Origin of the sequence: Nocardia sp. NPDC058114 (genome assembly GCF_042884695.1) — a bacterium.
Classification (GTDB): Bacteria; Actinomycetota; Actinomycetes; order Mycobacteriales; family Mycobacteriaceae; genus Nocardia.
This window is the reverse complement of sequence record NZ_JBHVTK010000004.1, coordinates 698,092-716,233: the sequence shown is the minus strand read 5'-3', so window position 1 is coordinate 716,233 and position 18,142 is coordinate 698,092. Positions and strand designations below refer to the sequence as shown.

Annotated in this window: 17 protein-coding genes, 1 tRNA gene and 1 pseudogene; 8 read left to right on the top strand and 11 right to left on the bottom strand. The window is 64.7% G+C overall.

Annotated features, from left to right (window positions below):
* Positions 1-132: 132 nt before the first annotated feature.
* Positions 133-1,392: a helix-turn-helix domain-containing protein gene (locus ACFVVI_RS19395; protein WP_378996910.1), complete on the bottom strand. Its 1,260-nt coding sequence runs from the start codon at positions 1,390-1,392 to the stop codon at positions 133-135.
* 202 nt (positions 1,393-1,594) lie between these two features.
* On the opposite strand from ACFVVI_RS19395, the gene ACFVVI_RS19390 reads away from it, so the two are divergent.
* Positions 1,595-2,104, top strand: a complete 510-nt coding sequence (locus tag ACFVVI_RS19390) for a hypothetical protein (protein WP_378635220.1) — start codon at positions 1,595-1,597, stop codon at positions 2,102-2,104.
* Here ACFVVI_RS19390 and dcd read toward each other — a convergent pair.
* The gene (gene dcd, locus ACFVVI_RS19385; RefSeq protein ID WP_067455312.1) at positions 2,023-2,622 is read right to left on the bottom strand and encodes a dCTP deaminase; all 600 of its coding nucleotides are present in this window, start codon (positions 2,620-2,622) and stop codon (positions 2,023-2,025) included. The two genes, ACFVVI_RS19390 and dcd, sit on opposite strands and share 82 nt — an antisense overlap.
* Positions 2,623-2,779: 157 nt before the next feature.
* Between dcd and ACFVVI_RS19380 the strand changes: the two genes are divergently transcribed.
* Positions 2,780-2,850, top strand: a tRNA-Gly gene (locus ACFVVI_RS19380).
* A 168-nt stretch (positions 2,851-3,018) separates the two neighbouring features.
* Here the strand turns inward: ACFVVI_RS19380 and ACFVVI_RS19375 are convergent.
* From ACFVVI_RS19375 to ACFVVI_RS19365, 3 genes and pseudogenes are all read right to left on the bottom strand, one after another.
* Complete coding sequence (locus ACFVVI_RS19375) at positions 3,019-3,864, bottom strand: tyrosine-type recombinase/integrase (RefSeq protein WP_387446165.1); 846 nt, start codon at positions 3,862-3,864, stop codon at positions 3,019-3,021.
* A 203-nt stretch (positions 3,865-4,067) separates the two neighbouring features.
* Positions 4,068-4,193 carry a hypothetical protein gene (locus tag ACFVVI_RS19370; RefSeq protein WP_387446164.1) on the bottom strand — a complete coding sequence of 42 codons (126 nt, stop codon included), beginning with the start codon at positions 4,191-4,193 and terminating at the stop codon, positions 4,068-4,070.
* Between the two features lie 98 nt (positions 4,194-4,291).
* A pseudogene (locus ACFVVI_RS19365) lies at positions 4,292-4,962 on the bottom strand (replication initiator).
* A 495-nt stretch (positions 4,963-5,457) separates the two neighbouring features.
* On the opposite strand from ACFVVI_RS19365, the gene ACFVVI_RS19360 reads away from it, so the two are divergent.
* Positions 5,458-6,576 carry a DUF262 domain-containing protein gene (locus ACFVVI_RS19360; RefSeq protein WP_387446163.1) on the top strand — a complete coding sequence of 373 codons (1,119 nt, stop codon included), beginning with the start codon at positions 5,458-5,460 and terminating at the stop codon, positions 6,574-6,576.
* Positions 6,573-7,250 carry an MAE_28990/MAE_18760 family HEPN-like nuclease gene (locus ACFVVI_RS19355; protein WP_387446162.1) on the top strand — a complete coding sequence of 226 codons (678 nt, stop codon included), beginning with the start codon at positions 6,573-6,575 and terminating at the stop codon, positions 7,248-7,250. The genes ACFVVI_RS19360 and ACFVVI_RS19355 overlap by 4 nt, the downstream gene beginning before the upstream one ends.
* Positions 7,251-8,587: 1,337 nt before the next feature.
* Here ACFVVI_RS19355 and ACFVVI_RS19350 read toward each other — a convergent pair.
* The 5 genes from ACFVVI_RS19350 to ACFVVI_RS19330 all read right to left on the bottom strand — a co-directional run bounded on the left by ACFVVI_RS19350 (position 8,588) and on the right by ACFVVI_RS19330 (position 12,484).
* Entirely contained in the window at positions 8,588-9,085 is a 498-nt protein-coding gene (locus ACFVVI_RS19350; protein WP_194829384.1) for a flavin reductase family protein, read from the bottom strand.
* The gene (locus ACFVVI_RS19345) at positions 9,078-9,605 is read right to left on the bottom strand and encodes an NADPH-dependent FMN reductase (RefSeq protein WP_378989139.1); all 528 of its coding nucleotides are present in this window, start codon (positions 9,603-9,605) and stop codon (positions 9,078-9,080) included. The genes ACFVVI_RS19350 and ACFVVI_RS19345 overlap by 8 nt, the downstream gene beginning before the upstream one ends.
* A gap of 27 nt (positions 9,606-9,632) precedes the next feature.
* Positions 9,633-10,958: an acyl-CoA dehydrogenase family protein gene (locus ACFVVI_RS19340; RefSeq protein ID WP_387446161.1), complete on the bottom strand. Its 1,326-nt coding sequence runs from the start codon at positions 10,956-10,958 to the stop codon at positions 9,633-9,635.
* A complete protein-coding gene (gene sfnG / locus ACFVVI_RS19335) occupies positions 10,958-12,073 on the bottom strand; it encodes a dimethylsulfone monooxygenase SfnG (RefSeq protein ID WP_378989141.1) in 1,116 nt (371 codons plus the stop codon). The genes ACFVVI_RS19340 and sfnG overlap by 1 nt, the downstream gene beginning before the upstream one ends.
* Positions 12,074-12,166: 93 nt before the next feature.
* A complete protein-coding gene (locus ACFVVI_RS19330; RefSeq protein ID WP_378989142.1) occupies positions 12,167-12,484 on the bottom strand; it encodes a hypothetical protein in 318 nt (105 codons plus the stop codon).
* Positions 12,485-12,598: 114 nt separating this feature from the next.
* On the opposite strand from ACFVVI_RS19330, the gene ACFVVI_RS19325 reads away from it, so the two are divergent.
* The 3 genes from ACFVVI_RS19325 (at position 12,599) to ACFVVI_RS19315 (ending at position 15,322) form a co-directional block, all read left to right on the top strand.
* Complete coding sequence (locus ACFVVI_RS19325; protein WP_387446160.1) at positions 12,599-13,348, top strand: crotonase/enoyl-CoA hydratase family protein; 750 nt, start codon at positions 12,599-12,601, stop codon at positions 13,346-13,348.
* A gap of 223 nt (positions 13,349-13,571) precedes the next feature.
* A complete protein-coding gene (locus ACFVVI_RS19320) occupies positions 13,572-14,621 on the top strand; it encodes a DUF4185 domain-containing protein (protein WP_378989144.1) in 1,050 nt (349 codons plus the stop codon).
* A 29-nt stretch (positions 14,622-14,650) separates the two neighbouring features.
* Positions 14,651-15,322: a class I SAM-dependent methyltransferase gene (locus tag ACFVVI_RS19315; RefSeq protein ID WP_387446159.1), complete on the top strand. Its 672-nt coding sequence runs from the start codon at positions 14,651-14,653 to the stop codon at positions 15,320-15,322.
* On the opposite strand, the gene ACFVVI_RS19310 is transcribed toward ACFVVI_RS19315, so the two are convergent.
* Positions 15,323-15,919 carry an alpha/beta family hydrolase gene (locus ACFVVI_RS19310; protein ID WP_378989146.1) on the bottom strand — a complete coding sequence of 199 codons (597 nt, stop codon included), beginning with the start codon at positions 15,917-15,919 and terminating at the stop codon, positions 15,323-15,325.
* Positions 15,920-16,130: 211 nt separating this feature from the next.
* Between ACFVVI_RS19310 and ACFVVI_RS19305 the strand changes: the two genes are divergently transcribed.
* Positions 16,131-17,966 (top strand): acyl-CoA dehydrogenase, encoded by a 1,836-nt coding sequence (locus ACFVVI_RS19305; protein WP_378989528.1) that lies wholly within the window; start codon positions 16,131-16,133, stop codon positions 17,964-17,966.
* The last annotated feature ends 176 nt before the right edge of the window (positions 17,967-18,142 follow it).

Sequence of the window (18,142 nt, the reverse complement as noted above, 5' to 3'; positions counted from 1 at the left end):
AAACTCTTTCCGCCTCCCCGCGGCTATCGGCCGGGCCTGGGCCGGTGAGGCGCATGTTGACGGCTGATGGGCACCCGGCTCGTACCCGGCGAGTTACCCATGTTCGTAGGTGACCAGGCGTTACGTGATCAGCTACGGTCGGGGGTGGCTGCCGAGCGCCGCGGTCGCCACACAGAATTCTTCGATGCGTTCGTCCAAGCCGCGCGCTTCCACCGCGTCGCGATAGGTCGGGGCGGCGATGCGGCGGCGCAGGCCGACGAGGCGTTCGCCGAGCTGGGCGATGCGTTTGTCCTCGGGCAGGTCGAGGACCGGGCGCAGGGCGTCGGCGGCGCCGTCGATGCTGCCGTTGATCAGGTGGGCGGCCGCGTTGTCGACGCGGGCCAGCGATTCGGCGCCGTAGGAGCGTTGCAGCGGCGGGCCGCTCGAATAGAGGGTGATCGCGCGTTCGGTGGCGGCCAGTGCCTGTTCGGCGCGGCCGAGCTGGATGCAGGTGGCGCCCGCGTAGTAGGCGGCCTTGGGTGGGCCGAAGCCGAACACCCCGCCGATCTCGTCGTGCAGTTCGTCGCGGCGGTCACCGGCCGCCACCTCGGCCGCGCGCAGGCACCGGTCGGTCTCGGCATCACTGCCGAGCCGCGCCCACACCCTCGCCTCGATATTGAGCAGCCGCACCCGCCCCAGTCCCGGCCCGGCGAATTCCTGCCCGCTGCGCGCTAATTGGACGGCGTTGCGCGGCCGGTCGGACCAGTTCTCGATCAGCGCGTGCATGCCGCGCGTCCACGCGCGCAACCCGTTGTGCCCGCTCAGTTCCGCGTAAGCCCAAGCGGCCCTGATCTGTTCGCCCGCGGCGTCGAGGTAGCCGAGGTCGGTGCTCGCGTTGGCCAGCAGCCCGGACAGTGTCCCCGCCAGCAGGTATAGGTGGCTGGTGTCGACCGGCTTCTGCTGCCCGTCGAGTAGTCGATACACCCGCCTGCGCACCCGCAGCATCTCCACCATCATCGGTGCCGGTGCGGCGTGGACGTATTCGTTGGCGATGCGCCGCACGTCGGCGTCGAGCTGGGCCAGCGTCGTGGCCCCCACATTGGTGCCCTCCGCGGCGGCCGCGTGTTCGCTGGCCTCGTGCGCAGCCGCCATGATCAACTCCCTCTCCGACAACACCTCGGGCACAGCACCTTTGACAGTTCCCGCATCGACGAACGCGAGCAGGTCGGCATCACCCGCGGGCGCCAGCAGGGTCGAGAATCGTGCGCGCACAACATCATCGGATCGGGCCAGTGACGTATCCAGCGCGGCCTGATTCACCGGACGCGGGCGAACCCGCACCCCGCCCGCCTCCCACTTCGACACCAATCGTTCGTGCACACCGAGATGAGCCGCGAACTCCCGGATGCTCATTCGTTTGGCATCGCGAAGAGCTCTGGCCTCTCTCCCTGTCCACTCCCCGACCACGGCGTCACCTCATCCGACGGACAACTCCCCCCAGAGTACGAGCGTGACAGTGAGACACGCCACAAGTTCGTGGAATCGGTTGCCAGAGGCAGTGAAAGGGCGGTGCGGGGCAGTGGTCACGCGCACGTGCGTGCGCGATTCTGGAAGCGTGGAAGCCAGAACTGTCGACGACTGGGTGCGGTGTTACCAGCGTGAATTCCGGCTGCCCGTCCGCGAGCGCGGCGGCTTTGTGATGCTGCCGATCACCGACCGGCTGTGCGTGGTGCATCTACCGACCACACGCGCCGAGAAGGTGCTCATGGCGCTGCGCGAGCAACGCTGTGAGGGTCCGGTGCTGGCGCGTCAGATCCGCTGGAGCGTGCTCGCCGTACCCGACGCCCGGCCCTCCGAGGAAGAGGCCGCCGAGCTCGCGGGGCTCGATATCGATATCCCCGGCACCGGCAGCGCCGTGATGCTGCCGACCAACCTCGGCCGCTGGAGTCGCGAGGGCTGTCACTGGGTGCGGCCGCCGTCCGGGGGCGGCGACACCCTGCCCGCGCTGTCGCTGGTGCTGAGCATCGCCGTGGCGGCGGGCCCTCAGCGGGTCTCGACCGCGCTCAGGGAATCGGGAGAGAGGGGAAAGTTGAGGTACGACCGCGACGGCGTCGGCCCCCGCTGACCCTGATACTTCGACCCGGCCTTGGCGCTGCCGTACGGGTGCTCGGCCGGGCTGGACAGCCGGATCAGGCACAGCTGCCCGATCTTCATCCCCGGCCACAGCGTGATCGGCAGATTCGCCACATTCGACAGCTCCAGGGTGATGTGCCCGCTGAACCCCGGATCGATGAACCCCGCCGTCGAATGCGTGAGCAGCCCGAGCCGCCCCAGACTCGACTTGCCCTCCAGCCGCCCCGCCAGATCGTCGGGCAACGAGCACACCTCGAGCGTGGACCCGAGCACGAACTCCCCCGGATGCAGCACGAACGGCTCACCCGGTTTCGGCTCGACCAAGCTGGTCAGCTCGTCCTGCTGCTGCGCCGGATCGATATGGGTGTAGCGGCTGTTGTCGAACACCCGGAACAGCCCGTCGAGGCGCACGTCGATGCTCGACGGCTGAACCATCGACTCGAGCATCGGTTCGACACCGAGACGCCCAGCGGCGATCTCGGCCCTGATGTCACGATCGGAGAGCAGCACCGGCCCAGTGTAGGCAGCTACAGCCCAGGTAGGACCCCCACCCCTACGACACCCGACCCGTTCCCGCGTCACCCCGTCCACCAGCACGAGCACGATCAACACTTGCATCGCACGGCACGACTTCTGATAGAGTCGCGAACGCCCCCAGTGGCGCAGTGCCGATGTAGTTCAATGGTAGAACTTCTGCTTCCCAAGCAGATGGCGCGGGTTCGATTCCCGTCATCGGCTCAACAACAAAACCCCCAGGTCATCCTGGGGGTTTTGTTGTTTCTGCTGGTCCGGCCGAGGTGCTCCCAAAGGACCGCCGTGCCACACACGTGCCACTTAGTCACGAGAACGACCGTCGCGGTAGCCTTGGCCATCTGCGAAAGATCGCGGGCAATGCGACGTTCGGCGTCATCTGTGGCCCGCTGGTAGATCAGCGCAGCCCGCATCGTCGTGGCCCATCCGCGACATCAGATCCTTGGTCGACATCCCCGACTTCGAGGCCCACGGGTTCCCGGCATGCCGCAAGTCGTGAATGTGGATGCCGGGGAGGCCAACCGACATGGTGGCCGTCTTCCAGTTCACGTTCTTGGTGAAGTTGGAACGCCGCAACGGATTCCCCCTCAACCCTGTGAACACATAGGCATCGGGCCGGTTGTCGACGAACTTCTCGAGGTGAGCCAGGATGTCCTGCTGGATGGCCTCCGGAACCGTCAGCGTTCGAACACCTGCCCTCGATTTCGGACGTGCAACCACCAGCCCCAGCCCGGCCACCATCGCCTTGCCGACTCGGACGCTCGCGGCGCCGTCGGTGATGTCGGCCCGAGTCAGCGCGCACGCCTCACCCCATCGCAGCGACAGGAACGAGGTCAGCAGGATCACCACCCGATACCGCTCTGGCACCGCACTAGCGAGCGCGAACACCTGAGCCACGGACAACACCAGACGTTCTGGGCTGTCCTCCTTATCGGCGCCCTTCACGCGGACCGGATTACGCGGAATGATCTTGTCCTCATCCACGGCGGTGTTCAACGTCGCTCGGATCAGCCGGTACGCTTTCGCTGTCGTGATCTCCGAGGCACCGGAGTCGAGCCGTTCGGATCGCCATTGCCGAGCCATCGGCGTGGTGAGCCTGCCGAGCTGGGTACCACCCATCGCCGGCGACTTCACATGCGCGCGCAACAGCCAGCGATACAGCGACAAGGTCTTGGGGCGAAGCCCGTGCCCGCTGGTCAATCCACCGATCGATGTATTCATACGACGGTGATCTTGCTTCGCTCGGGGTCGATCCAGTCGACCTTGGATAATCTGCACCTCGGTCGTGGACAACCACCGCTCAGCCGCCTTCTTGGTCTCGAACGTCCTTGGCGCAGGACGCATTTGACCATCCGGGCCGCGGTAACGCGCCTGCCACCGACCCGAGACCAGCTTGCGGACGCTACCGAATCCACGCTTTCCCATCACGCCACCACCTGGTCGCTCGGGGCCACGTCCACACGACCGGCCTGTGCGAATGCGTCAAGATCCGATCGCATGAACCGCACGTAGCTGCCGACCTTGTAGAACACCACCCGCCGCTCCGCCACGATTCGGCGAATGAACCGAACGCCCGTGCCGAGGTATACGGCGGCTGTTCGACCGTCAGATACTCCGCACCAATGTCAATTGCCATCTGCCCGCCTCCCTATGCTACAGATTGCTGAATGGATGAAATCTGTTGCGTCACAACGAGATGATGTGGCTCAGCCTGGTCGCCTGGTAAATTCTCGGCGAGTGCTATCAGTGCTGTGTTGTACTCGGCGCGCCATTTCGACCGGGCCGCTACGAGTGCCATCACGAGGTGTTCGCGTGGTGGTGCGTCCGGATCACCAGCCGGGACCGGATATACGCGTACGTGTGCGGTGTCGGGTTTGACGATGCCCACGGCCGCGAGCTGCTGCCGAACGAACTCGGCGCGTTCGGCTTTGTGGTCGGGCAGGGTCTTGCCGGTCCACTTCTTCGAGTTCAGGACCCGCCGACCGGGCAGGGCGAGGGTGTCGCGGCGGTGGGCTTTGCGCTTGCAGTAGCCGGGCTGGGTCTTCTCGCTGGCGCCGTTGGGCACGATCCCGTAGCGCAACCACACCCGCAGCCCGGGGAGCACGGCGTCACGCACATCTCCGCGTGCAACCGGTCGTAGTGTTCGGCGACACGACGGGAGTCCGGTTCGAACAGGTCAGCGACACTCTTGGTCAGATACTTCGTCAGGTAGCGCACGCGGCGTTCCATCTTGTCGGTGCCACCGAGGATCTGAATCGGCTTGGCCTGCACCCCGAACCGGATCACGCGCGCGGGCTCGAGGTCGTCTACCTCGTCCATCACCGCCTGTGCGTAAGCCCAGGAAGTCAGCGGGTCGCCGGTCTGGGGTCCCGCGCCCCTCACACCTCATGGGCGCCGATGGCGTCAGCTTCGCTGATTGCTGAGCAACCCTTGACCTGTGAGCCTCTGCGCGTGAACGGCAGGCCGAAGCGGGCAAGCAGGTGAGCCAGCCCCCGGTGGGCGCACCCCAACCCAGAACAGGGCTAAAGCAACCCGCGAACTGTGTGGCCAGCGCGATATCGGCTGGAGGGCGGCAGGCGCGGGCTTAGGGCGAGCCACGCGCAGCTGCCACCGAGCCAGGGGAGAGCATCGGCTCCCTCCTTGGGTCTTATATCCTGGCGTCGACGCCGCCGACCTACTGCCCTGCCGCTGGCCGCGTGGCCCTGGCCTGGACGACGACCAAAGCTAGGGTGATGATCACATGGGGAATATGTTTCGCGAAGGTCGTCGAAGCATGCAGCCCGAACCGATGGCCTTGACAAGGAGCACACTTCCGTGACCACTTTGCAGGATGAGATCGAAGCTGGGCGGCAAACTATTCGTTCGGATGCCTTGTCGATGTCAGTGGGTGAAATCGTCAATCTCTATCGCGATGAGGAGATTGTGATTCGACCAGAGTTTCAACGACTTTTTCGCTGGGACATCGAACAAAAGTCGCGCCTAATCGAGAGCCTGCTCCTTGGTATCCCACTGCCGTCAATTTTTGTTATGCAGCGCGAGAGTGGAGTATGGGAAGTTATCGATGGGCTGCAGCGCATCAGCACGATTTTGGAATTCATGGGCGAGTTGCGTGATGAGAAGTCTGAAATACTCAAAAAACCGAGCGTTCTGGCTGAAACTAAATATCTTCCAGCCCTGCGTGGTATGTCTTTTGCTGAGGATGCGGAAGGTGCAACCGCATCGTTTACGCCCGGGCAACGCCTTGCTTTGAAGAGGGCGAAGGTTGATCTTAAGATCCTGCTTCCGGAAAGTGATGACAAAGCAAAGTTCGAACTTTTCGACCGATTGAATACCGGTGGTAGTTTGCTCTCGGCACAAGAAATAAGAAATACACAACTGCTGATGCGGGACGTAGATCTTTACAGATGGCTTGACCAACTTCGGACCGACGTTGGATTCAAGGCTGTAATTCCCATAAGTGAACGTTTGTTGCAAGAGGCATACGACATGGAATTAGTATGTCGCTTCTTTGCGCTCACTCAGAGTGAAAACAACGAGCTGAGAGGTATGGAAAATATCGACACATTCCTTTCAGAGAAAATATTCGAAACGAGTCACACGGGGAAATTTGATCGCGCCTTTGAAGCGGCCCGATTCAGGCGCACCTTTAAACTGCTTAACGAAACTCTCGGGGAGGACGCATTCAAGCGGAATGAGAATGGCCGGTTCCTTGGCGCCTTTTCTGTATCGGCGTTTGAGACGATATCGGTCGGAATCGGCGAAAATATAGCATTATGGGAGGCGGCAGAGGAAGCATCGCCAGGTGCTCTAAAGAAGCGCATCGAAGAGTGGTGGAAAAATAGCAACTTTCGGGGCGGATCAGGAAGCGGCATAAGCGCATCGACGCGGCTGCCTAAAACTTTGCCGTTTGCGCGCGAGTTCTTTGCCCAATGACTGTCAAGGTAAGAACGCCTGAGAGTCTATATGACTCAATCTATAAAGACCTGCTCTGGCGTCGTCGGGAAGTAGTGCTATTCAACTCTCAACTAGATAAAATCGGTGTGGAGTTTCAGAAGGCACTGCTTCGTTCCTCGGTCGCACTTCTGTATGCGCATTGGGAAGGGTTTGTAAAAAACTCCTGCGGCCTCTATCTGTCCTATCTGTCTACGAAGAATATATCCTTTCAGGAATTGCGTCCCGAATTGGCGGCGCTTTCTATTAGGGGAAGAATGACCAACGCTGTGTTGGCGAAGAAGACAAGTGTGCATGCTGAGCTTGTTCGCCATATTCGCGAGAACGCGTCGGAGCGCGCTTCAATTCCAACCGATAGCGACGCGATTCGGACAGAGTCCAACCTCTCGTATCCAGTTCTTGTAGAGATTTTGACGACAGTCGGGTGCAACCCAAATCTGTACAGTAAATACTCGGACCTGATCGATGATCAGCTAGTCCGGGCGCGAAACAGAATAGCGCATGGAGAACAAAGTTATATAAGACGACCCGAATGGGAATCTCTTTCAGGGCAGATACTTTGGTTGATGAATGATATTGCGACTCAGATAATGAACGCGGCAGTTGAAGAGACGTACTACGCGTCGAAATCGAAAGTATTCGTACCTCCATCGTAGATGATCAGATAGAAACCCTACTCTAATGACTGCCCGGGGATTTCTCGCCGACATCGCACGCGTGGCTAGGTGGCTTCTGTTCGGCACCATGCTGCCAAGTGCTCGGCGAACCGCAAGACTGCTTTGCGAATACAAAACGTCCGCCGACCTCCCCGAACAGGCCCGGACAATGGAAGCCAGCCCAGCTTGAGAATCGGTGTGAGACCGTGTTATTAGCGGACACTCACAGACATCGGCGAACGTCTGAAAGAACCGGCAGGTTTATCGCGCAGGTGGTGAGCTAGCCCCCAGTGTGCACGACCCAACTTCAGAACACGGCCCAGGGGCCGGCTCCCGAAGTTGTCACAGCGTTGCCACATCTCACCGATACGACCCCGGACATGACGAGACCCCCACGGAAGCATTTCGCCACTTCACGTAGTGGTACAAACGTCAGCAGACCACCAGCAGACACGTCGATTTCGACTCGTAATGAACAGGCCGAGCCACGCCGCCCACGTGAGGCCGTCCTGATTGTCGACGTCCGCGCCTACCGTAGTGGGCATCCGATTGGCAACCTAAGGAGCGAGCAAGCTCAGACCAGGAAGTCATGTTTGGCAGCGCACCGACGCCAACTTCTGCACCTACGGAAGACAACGCTCGAAGGACTACTACTTCGAGCAGGCAGGGCGCGGCGACGAGACGCTTGCGATCATGGAAGCTGATTTCAATGCCGGTGCCGGCGAGTTCGTCGAGGAAGGCGGTGAGAAGTTCTTTGTCGAGAGGGGTTCTAGCCCATCCCGATGACCTCGCATTCAAGCGCTCGGCGATCCCGATCGTCTCGCCGACGGCCCCTCCGTTCGGTAAGTGGAGGCAGGTTGACGACGACTACCCCGGCGGCGAGATCGGCTGACCCCTCAGGCCGTCGGTAGACCGTTCGCGGTCAGAAACGGCCCAGTACTGGCGAGAAGTACCCAGCACATCAGGACCAGCTCAGAGCCACTTACCGGGGTGTTTCGCCAGAGCGCCAGATTCACCCCGGAAGATCCTCGATATCTTCGAAGGCCAATGACCCCAGTCCGAGGGTGAACGATCCTCCCGCCGTGCCACATACGTGCCATGAACCAGGGCCAACAGGGGCAAATACGGGTACACCACGCACAACCGCCAGCCTAGGTCAGACCGTCATTCCTGCCCGTTCGCCTGCTTCCCAAGCAGATGGCGCGGGTTCGATTCCCGTCATCGGCTCAACGACGAAACCCCCAGGTCATCCTGGGGGTTTTGTTGTTTCTGTCGGTCCGGCCGAGGTGCTCGCAAGCGCCGATCAGGCTCGCTCCCGCACCGTCGTCGCGGCGGGTTCAGCCGGTGTGCAGAGTCCGGAACTTGCTGCCGTGGAACACCAGCGGGTCGATGTCCTCACGTGCGGCGACCCGGTTCACGCGCAGGATCACCACGAGATGGTCGCCCGCGCTGACCTGCGTTTCCGGCACCCCTTCGATCCAGGCCGTCGCGCCGTCGATGAACACCGCCTCGCCGGTTCCGCGATGCAGCGCCGTTTCCCGGAAGCGGTCGCCGTTGCGGGCGCCGAGTGCCTTGGCCGCGGCCTGCTGATCGGTGCCGAGCAGGCTGAGCCCGAGGTGGCCGGCGCCGGCCAGTTTCGGCCAGGTCGACGACGAGTTCTGGACGCAGAACGAGACGAGCGGCGGGTCGAGGGAGACGGGCACGAAGGTACTCACCGCCAAACCGTGTGGTACGCCGTCGATCTCGGCGCACACGGCCACCACACCGCTGGGGAAGTTGGCGAAGGCGCGGCGTAAGCCGTTGCCGTCGGCGGGAAAGTCCAAGAGCTCATGCATGATTCGTTGCCTCCACCGGCCGCACGGCCGGGTCTGTCAGTGCCGCGACGACGGGTCCCCATCGCCGGGCGTATTCCTCGATGACGCCGTCCTCACCGAAAGTCCGGTCGGACAGATAGAGCCCGGGCAGCGCGGCGGTGCCACCGATTTCCACCAGCACGGGCTTGAGCAGTAGATCGGGCGCGAGCGCGTGGGCCGGACCCGCGCCGAGCATCACCGGCACGGTCACCACACCGGCCAGCCCGGTGCCGCCGTCGAACTGTTCGAGGAACAGTTTCAGCAGTCCGGTGTAGGTGGCCTTGAAGGTCGGGCTGGCGAACACGACGAGCTCGGACGACGCGACGCTGCGCGCGGCGGCCGCGACCGCCGGGTCACCCCAGCCGAGCAGGCCGGGCCCGAGGGTGACCAGGTCGATCACCTGCGGCTCGGCATCAGGGCGAAGCGCCCGCGCGACCTGCACCGCCGCGGCGAGGGTGCGCGAGGCGGGTTTCGGGTTTCCGACGACGACCGTCACTGTCATGGGCTGTCCTTGTCTCGCGTGGTGGTTCTAGATGACGCCGTGCAACGGCGGCGGCCGGTTGTGCAGGACGGCCCGCCCGATGTGCTGGTATTTCCAGCGAACGGGGTCGTGCAGCGTGTGGGTGCGCGCGTTGCGCCAGAAGTGGTCGAGTCGATGGCCTGCCGCGGCGCTGCGGGTGCCGCCTACTTCGAATATCGCCGCGGACACCTCGTTCGCAGCACGATCGGCGAGGATCTTGGCCGTCGCGACCGCGATCGACGCGTGTGCGCCACCATCGATGGAAGCATCGGGATGGGCGTCCGCCACTTCTGCCACCGCCCTCGGCCGGACCGCCGCGTCCACCGCCGCACCCGCGACGATCAACGTCGATTCCGCGGCCGCGACAGCGACAGCCAATTCCCCGAACCGCTGAACGACCAGCGGATCGTCAGCCGCGTGCGCGACCTCGGCCTCGAACCACGGCCTACTGCGCGTGCGCACGAACTCGGCCGCTGCCGCCAGCGCGCCGCGCGCGATACCCGCGTCGATCGCGGCGTGCAGGAGCTGCGCGAACGCCCCGTATCCGGTCGGCGCGTTCACCGCGGATGCCCGCGAGACCAACTGCTCGTGCCCGACCCTCACCGCGGCGAACTCGACCGTCCCACTGCCGGTTGTCCGCTGCCCCAGCGCATCCCAGTCGTCGACGATCCGCACCTCCGGTTCGAGCGCGGGCACGAATGCCACATACTCCCCGGGCTCCAGCCCCGAAATACCCTGCGGGTCGTCGAGTCTGGTCAATACGGCGAGCACGTCGGCGAACAGAGAGCCCGTGCAGTAGTACTTCGTCCCCTCGACCACGAACCGCCGAGCCTCGATACGCGCCGCATCGGCACCGCCCGTGACAACGGCCTGCGACGACTCGGCATCGCCCGCGCTCGTCTCGTCGTCCAGCCGCAGCACCGTCGAAATGTCGGCCACCGTCGCCCCACTCCGCTCGGACTGCGCATTGGCGATCCGCGCACCCGCGAGCACCTTGCCGAAGTAGTCACGTTGCTGGGCCCGAGTTCCGGCCAACCGCAACAGGTTCAGATACACGAAGTGACTGTGCGGCACCTGCGCGATGTTCGGATCGGCCGCGGCCAGGATTCGCACCACTTCGGCGACCACGCTCGGCGGCAGGTCCGCCCCGCCGAACTCGGCGGGCACCGTGATCGCGAGCAACCCACTGGCCGAGAGCTGATCGAGCTCTTCGTGCGGCAGCCGGCGCGAGAGATCTCGCTCGGCGGCGCCGGCGGCGAACAGCTCGGCCAACTCGGTCGCGATCCGCACCGCCTGGTCTGCCGTGGTGATCCGCTCGGCGGTCACCACCGTCATCAGCGTCCCGCCGCGACCGGCGTCGCGGCGGCCTCCAGTTCACGCACCAGTGGCAGCACCTTGGCGCCGAAGTACTCGACCTCTTCCTGGAAGTGCAGGAAGCCGCCCAGGATCAGGTCGACGCCGAGCGCCCGGTAGGCCACGATCCGCTCGGCGATCTGTTCGGGCGTGCCGATCAGCCCGGTCCGGAATCCGTCGTTGTACTGGACCAGGTCCTCGAAGGTGGAGTCGGCCCACATACCCTTGCGGTCACCGGTGGACGCGCCTGCCTGCTGCACCGCGTCGCGGAACCCTTGCACCGCGGGCTTGTTCGCCTTCTCGACGATCTCGCGCAGGGTGTCGCGCGCTTCCTTCTCGGTGTCGCGGGCGATGATGAACCCGTTGAGCCCGAACTTCACCTCGCGATCGTTTTCCCTGGCCACCGCGCGCAGATCGTCCAATTGCTCGGTGACGCCGTCGAAGTCCTTGCCGTTGGAGAAGTACCAGTCGGCATGGCGGCCGCCGTTGCGCCGGGCCGCCGTCGAGTTGCCGCCTTGGAAGAGTTCGGGATTGGGGCGTTCGGGGGTGTTGAGCGGCTTCGGCTTCAAGGTGAAGTCCCGGATCCGGTAGAAGTCGCCGCCGAAGTTCACCGCGTCCTCGGTCCAGATCTTGCGGATCACCTCGAGGAACTCGGCGCTGCGCCGGTACCGCTCGTCGTGTTCGAGCCACGGCTCACCGAGCGCCTTGAACTCGCCGGCGAACCACCCCGACACCACGTTGATCGCGAACCGCCCGCCGGACAGATGGTCGGCCGTGGCACCGAACTTGGCCAGTACCGCCGGATGCCACAGCCCGGGGTGGATGGCGGCGATCACCTTGAGCCGCTCGGTGGCGGCGAGCAGCGCGAGGCTGAACGAGGTCGACTCGTGCTGGAACTCGGCACCGTAGGAAGCGGTGTAGCGCACCTGGGTGAGCGCGTAGTCGAAACCGTTGCGCTCCGCGGTCTGGGCGAGCTTCTTGTTGTAGTCGAAGTCCCAGCTGGTGCGCTGCTCGATATCGCTGGTCACCAGTCCGCCACTGACGTTGGGTACCCAGTAGGCGAACGAGACCTGGTCGGCGATTCTCTCCGTGGTCACGGGCAGTTCCTCCTCGTCGTCGGCTGTTCCAGTGCAACACCGGCAGCCGACCCCGACGAGGGTTTGAATCGGCGCGATCGATACGGGCGCGGGTCAGCTGCCCACGCGCACGCAGTCCGCCGCGATCTTCGACTGCGCCGCACTCACCTTGGCCGCGTCGCCCTCACTGAGCAGCTTGGCCGGATCGTCGGACTTCGCGTTCGACACCATCACCCGCAGCCCGTCCTGCGACATTCCGGAGTCGAGGAACACCTGCGCGGCGCAGTCGGCCAGCGCGGGATTGCTCAAACCCTTGTCCTGCAACGATTTCGACAGCTCGGCCTGAGTAACCGCCGGTGCTTCGTCGCTACTGCCACAGGCCGCCAGCACGGGCAGCGCGAGCAGCGCCGCGGCCATCAGACAGATCCGCATTCGGTGAGTCCTCTCGATCGTCGCGCGCCGACGACGCGCGATGCGGTTCGGATCATGCCGCACCATCGTCCGCGTGGCCACCCACTCGAACTGACTCACGAGTAAGATAGCGATATGGGAGACCACATCACCGTCCGCTTCGACAACAACCGCGCCTATGTCGAGCTGAACAGGCCCGGCAAACACAACGGGCTTACTTTGGAAATGCTCCGCGATCTTGTCGACGCGGCCCGAAAGGTGGCCGACCACAAGACAACCCGCGCCGTCATCATCACCGGGAACGGCCCGAGTTTCAGTAGCGGACTCGATATCGCGGCCGCCACCCGCAATCCGGTGGCTATCGTCAGAGAATTCCTTCCGCGGCCGTTGCGCGGCACCAACACCTTCCAGGAAGCCTGCTGGGCCTGGCGCCGCCTCGACGTCCCGGTGATCGCCGCGGTCCATGGGCGCTGCTTCGGTGGCGGCCTCCAGATCGCACTGGCCGCCGACTTCCGGATCGCCGCCCCCACGACCGAATTCTCGGTGATGGAAGCCGCCCACGGCCTGATTCCCGATATGACAGGCCCCGCCACATTGTCACAGCTCATCGGCATCGACCAGGCCATGCTGCTGGCCATGACGGCCGACCCGATCGACGCCGATTACGCGTTGCGCATCGGCCTGATCACCGATGTCGCCGACGACCCGGTGAAGGCCGCGCAAGCCCTCGCCGACCGCGTCACCGCCCGCGACCGCAACGCCGTGGCCGCCGCCAAGCACCTGTTCGACCGTTCGTGGCACCGCAGTGCGCGCGCCACCTTCGCCGCCGAGCGAATGGCCCAACTGCCATTGCTGCTGCGTAAAGCCCTGAGTAGTAGCGACTGACAAGCAATCGACCTGCGAATTCATGTCAGCTACCCACCGGATGTACCGCACATCACTGTTAGCGGCTGTTAGCATCGCTTCGATCGCTGACCAGTCGAAGAGTGGTACGTGACGGCAAACCCGGAACGTTCCCGGATTTCGGCCCGACCCGGAGGCTCGAGCACCTGTGAACAAGACCGGATCCATCCTGCTCTCCGCACTCGCAGGTACTACGGCCTTGCTGATGAGCACAGCACCTCCCGCCGTCGCGAACCCGAACGCCATCAACCCGATTCCCGTTCTCAACGGGACCAACGGCCTGCCCGTCCTGCACGGGCGCACCCAGGCGGTGTTCCAGGTCACGGGCATGGCCAGCCCCAACAACACCCAGAACTACAACGTCCTCGGCACCGACCTCGGCATCATGTGGGACAACGGGCGCGGCGAGATGCTCACCGCCTTCGGCGACACCGCGGGCATCGGCTTCCCCAACCTGCTCGCGGGCAGCACCTGGGCGTGGCGTTCGAACATCCTGGTCCGCAGCCACGACCAGAACCCGGCCGACGGGGTCATGTTCGACAGTGTCGTGCGCGATGTCATCGGCCAGGCGCGCGACCTGATCCCCAGCCCCAAGATCCCCTTCCTCGAGATCAGCCGCATCCCCACCGCGGGCATCTCGGCCAACGGCGTGCAGTACATGTCGCTGATGTCGGTGAAGACCTGGGACGCCCCCGGTGAGTGGACCACGAGCTTCTCCGGCCTGGCCGCGTCGGCCGACAACGGGGAGACCTGGGCCGATCTCGGCCACACCCGCCGTCCCGACGAGGGCGGCAACGCCAACTTCCAGATGAACAGCTTCGTGAAGGACGGCGGCTTCGTCTACGAATACGGCACCCGCGCCGGCCGCAACAACGAGGCCTTCATCGCCCGCGTTCCCGAAGCCCAGATCGAAAACCTCGCCGCCTACGAGTACTGGGACGGCCACGAGTGGAAGCTCAACGACGTGAACGCGGCAGCCCCCATCATGGGCGGCGTCGGCGAACTCTCGGTGATGTACAACGAGTACCTCGGCCAGTTCATCTCCCTCACCACCGACCCGTTCAACTCCATCGTGATGCGCCGCGCGGCTTCTCCCGCGGGCCCGTGGAGCGCTCCCGAAGTCCTGATCGACGCCCGTGAACTCCCCACCGCGTACGCCCCGTCGATCTTCCCGTACCAAACCGGCCGCGACCTGTACTTCATGACCACCATCCACACCCAGTACAACGTCGTATTGATGCGCACCACCCTCTGACGGCGTTCGCCGGGTCCTACACTCGACTCATGGACGCGGCGGATTGGGATGCGCGGTACGCGCGGAGTGAATTGGTGTGGGGCGCACCGCCGAACAGCACTGTTGTCGAACACGTCTACGGGCTGGACCGCCGGATCTCCCTGCTTCCCGACGAGTCGGGGGTGGTGCCGCCGCTTCCCCGTGCCCTCGATCTGGCCTGCGGCGAGGGTCGTCACGCCCTCTGGCTGGCCACCCATGGGTGGCAGGTGACAGCTGTCGACTTCTCCCAGGTGGGGATCGACAAGGGCCGGACAGTCGCGGCTCGCCTGTCGCGATCGGTCCGCTCCCGGGTGCACTGGCAGACGGCCGACATCACCGACCTCGAGGCCGCCGACATCACCGGCCCGTTCGAGCTGATCCTCATGGTGTTCGTCCACCTCCCCGCCGGCGAGCGCCGCGCTCTGCTGCACCAGCTGTCCGCCATGCTCGCCCCCGGCGGCATGCTCCTGGTCCTCGGTCACGCCGCTCGCAACATCGCCGACGGCTACGGCGGCCCCCAGGAACCGGAGATCCTCTTCTCGCCCGAAGACCTCCGCGACGACCTGGCCCGCGACGACGTCACCATCACCGTCGCCCACGAGGTCTTCCGTCCCACCGAAGGCCCTGACGCCATAGATTCCCTGCTCATCGCGGAACGCCCGGTCCCAGAGCCCACCGTCTGATCACTGCGCCCAGCGGGCGAACCAGGGGGCAACGGTCGCCGCGATGACGTCGAATCCGGTGCGGAACGAGTGCGCCTGCTTGGGGATCACGCGCACTTCGGCGGCGTCGGCGGCGTCGGGCACCCCGAACGGGTCGCTACCCCCGTTGATGACCACCACCGCGATGTCCCCAGGCGCCAGCAGTTCATCGCGCCTGCTCTTCTCGGGCTTGCCCGGCGGATGGAGCGGGAACGACAGCGCGATCACACCCCGTGCGCCGACCTCCACGGCCGTCCGGCACGCCACCCGGGCCCCGTTGCTGCGACCCCCCTGAACAATCGGTACCCCGGGGAACCTGGCCTTCAAAGCCGCTACGACCTCGAGCCAGGCCTCGTCCTGTTTCTCCGCGTTCCCCGGTGCCCGCCGCCCGGCAACCCGATAGGGCTGCACCACCCGAGCTACCGCCCCGCCCGCTTCGACGGCCGAGTCACGCACGGCCAGAATGTCTTTCGCATCGACACCGCCACCGGCTCCGTGCGTGATCACCAGCAGGAACGCCGGATCACCCACCTCGTCGAGCTCGATCTCGGCCGGTCCCACAGTCGTCTCGATGCGCACATCTCACGGTAGCCCCGGGGTCGCGGCGAGCAACGTTTCCGCAGCCGCGCGTGTTTTTCACATCACATTGCTGCCCACCCCTTTGCCGAGACGATTACCCACCGGTAATATGGTGAATAAGTTACCCGCGAGTAGCATGCGGAAAACCGGCGACGGGCGGGAACGGCACACCACCGACCGCACCAGAACTCAATGGAGAGTGAGTACTCACATGGGCCACTACAAGGCAAACGTTCGCGACCTCGAGTTCAACCTCTTCGAGGTCCTCGGCATCGACAAGGTGCTCGACGCAGGCGCCTTCGGCGACCTGGACACCGACACCGTCAAGGAAATGCTCTCCGAGGTCCGCCGCCTGGCCGAGGGCCCGCTGGCCGAGTCCTTCGCCGACGCCGACCGCAACCCGCCCGTGTTCGACCCGAACACCCACACCGTCGCCATCCCCGAGTCCTTCAAGAAGTCCTACAAGGCGCTCGAAGACGGCGAGTGGGCCAAGGTCCCGCTGAACGAGGAGCTCGGCGGCCTCGGCGCCCCGTCCGCCGTCGCGTGGGCCCTGTCGGAGATGGTGCTCGGCGCCAACCCGCCCATCCAGATGTACGCCGCGGGCGCGGGCTTCGCGCAGGTGTTCTTCAACAACGGCACCGAAGAGCAGAAGAAGTGGGCGGCCAAGATCGCCGACCGCAACTGGGGCGCCACCATGGTGCTGACCGAGCCCGACGCCGGTTCCGACGTCGGCGCCGGCCGCGCCAAGGCGATCAAGCAGGAAGACGGCACCTGGCACATCGAGGGTGTCAAGCGCTTCATCACCTCGGGTGACTCCGACGACATGTTCGAGAACATCATGCACCTGGTGCTGGCTCGCCCCGAGGGCGCCGGACCGGGCACCAAGGGCCTGTCGCTGTTCTACGTGCCCAAGACCCACTTCGACTTCGAGACCGAGACCTACGGCGACCGCAACGGCGTCTTCGTCACCAACGTCGAGCACAAGATGGGCATCAAGGCCTCGGCCACCTGTGAGGTCACCTTCGGCGGCCACGGCGTGCCCGCCAAGGGCTGGCTGGTCGGCGAGGTGCACAACGGCATCGCGCAGATGTTCGACGTCATCGAGAACGCTCGCATGATGGTGGGCACCAAGGCCATCGCGACCCTGTCGACCGGTTACCTGAACGCGCTGGAGTACGCCAAGACCCGCGTCCAGGGTGCCGACCTGACCCAGATGACCGACAAGGCCGCGCCCCGCGTGACCATCACCCACCACCCGGACGTGCGTCGTTCGCTGGCCACCCAGAAGGCATACGCCGAGGGCCTGCGCGCGATCTACCTCTACACCGCCGCGCACCAGAACCCGGAAATCGCCGAGGTCGTCTCGGGTGCCGACAAGGACGTCGCGTTCCGCGTGAACGACCTGCTGCTCCCGATCGTGAAGGGTGTCGGCTCCGAGCGCGCCTACCAGTACCTGACCGATTCGCTGCAGACCTTCGGCGGCTCGGGCTTCCTGCAGGACTACCCGATCGAGCAGTACATCCGCGACGCGAAGATCGACTCCCTCTACGAGGGCACCACCGCCATCCAGGCGCAGGACTTCTTCTTCCGCAAGATCGCGCGTGACCGCGGTGTGGCCCTGGCCCACGTGGCGGGCCAGATCCAGAAGTTCCTGGAGTCGGACTCGGCCAACGAGCGTCTCAAGGGCGAGCGCAAGCTGCTCGCCACCGCGCTCGAGGACGTGCAGACCATGGCCGCCACCCTGACCGGCCACCTGATGGGCGCGCAGGAGCAGCCGACCGAGCTGTACAAGGTCGGCCTGGGTTCGGTGCGGTTCCTGATGTCGGTCGGCGACCTGTTCATCGGCTGGATGCTGCTGAACCAGGCCGAAATCGCGCTGGCCGCCCTCGACAACGGCGCCACCGGCTCCGACGTCGCCTTCTACACCGGCAAGGTCGCCTCGGCGCAGTTCTTCGCCCGCAACGTCCTGCCCGAGCTGACCGCCACCCGCGCGATCCTCGCCAACCTGGACAACGACATCATGGAACTGGACGAGGCCGCCTTCTGAGGTTTCTCACCTGATCCACGCAAAAACGGGCCGGAGCATTCAGCTCCGGCCCGTTTTGTCTCCCTCACGGGACGGTGGTGTCGCGCGATTCTAAGCGGAGCCGCTACCGAGTGCCGCGAGCGTCGTGAGGAAGTACATCAGGCCATCCATGAAAAATCTCCTTCGAAGTGGGTCGG

Coding starts and splice junctions, on each gene's coding strand:
- ACFVVI_RS19345 (WP_378989139.1), bottom strand. CDS start 9,605: ATGACAGTGACGGTCGTCGTCGGAAACCCGAAACCCGCCTCGCGCACC.
- ACFVVI_RS19330 (WP_378989142.1), bottom strand. CDS start 12,484: ATGCGGATCTGTCTGATGGCCGCGGCGCTGCTCGCGCTGCCCGTGCTG.
- ACFVVI_RS19340 (WP_387446161.1), bottom strand. CDS start 10,958: ATGACGGTGGTGACCGCCGAGCGGATCACCACGGCAGACCAGGCGGTG.
- ACFVVI_RS19355 (WP_387446162.1), top strand. CDS start 6,573: ATGACTGTCAAGGTAAGAACGCCTGAGAGTCTATATGACTCAATCTAT.
- ACFVVI_RS19395 (WP_378996910.1), bottom strand. CDS start 1,392: ATGAGCATCCGGGAGTTCGCGGCTCATCTCGGTGTGCACGAACGATTG.
- ACFVVI_RS19350 (WP_194829384.1), bottom strand. CDS start 9,085: ATGCATGAGCTCTTGGACTTTCCCGCCGACGGCAACGGCTTACGCCGC.
- ACFVVI_RS19375 (WP_387446165.1), bottom strand. CDS start 3,864: ATGAATACATCGATCGGTGGATTGACCAGCGGGCACGGGCTTCGCCCC.
- ACFVVI_RS19305 (WP_378989528.1), top strand. CDS start 16,131: ATGGGCCACTACAAGGCAAACGTTCGCGACCTCGAGTTCAACCTCTTC.
- ACFVVI_RS19320 (WP_378989144.1), top strand. CDS start 13,572: ATGAGCACAGCACCTCCCGCCGTCGCGAACCCGAACGCCATCAACCCG.
- ACFVVI_RS19325 (WP_387446160.1), top strand. CDS start 12,599: ATGGGAGACCACATCACCGTCCGCTTCGACAACAACCGCGCCTATGTC.
- ACFVVI_RS19315 (WP_387446159.1), top strand. CDS start 14,651: ATGGACGCGGCGGATTGGGATGCGCGGTACGCGCGGAGTGAATTGGTG.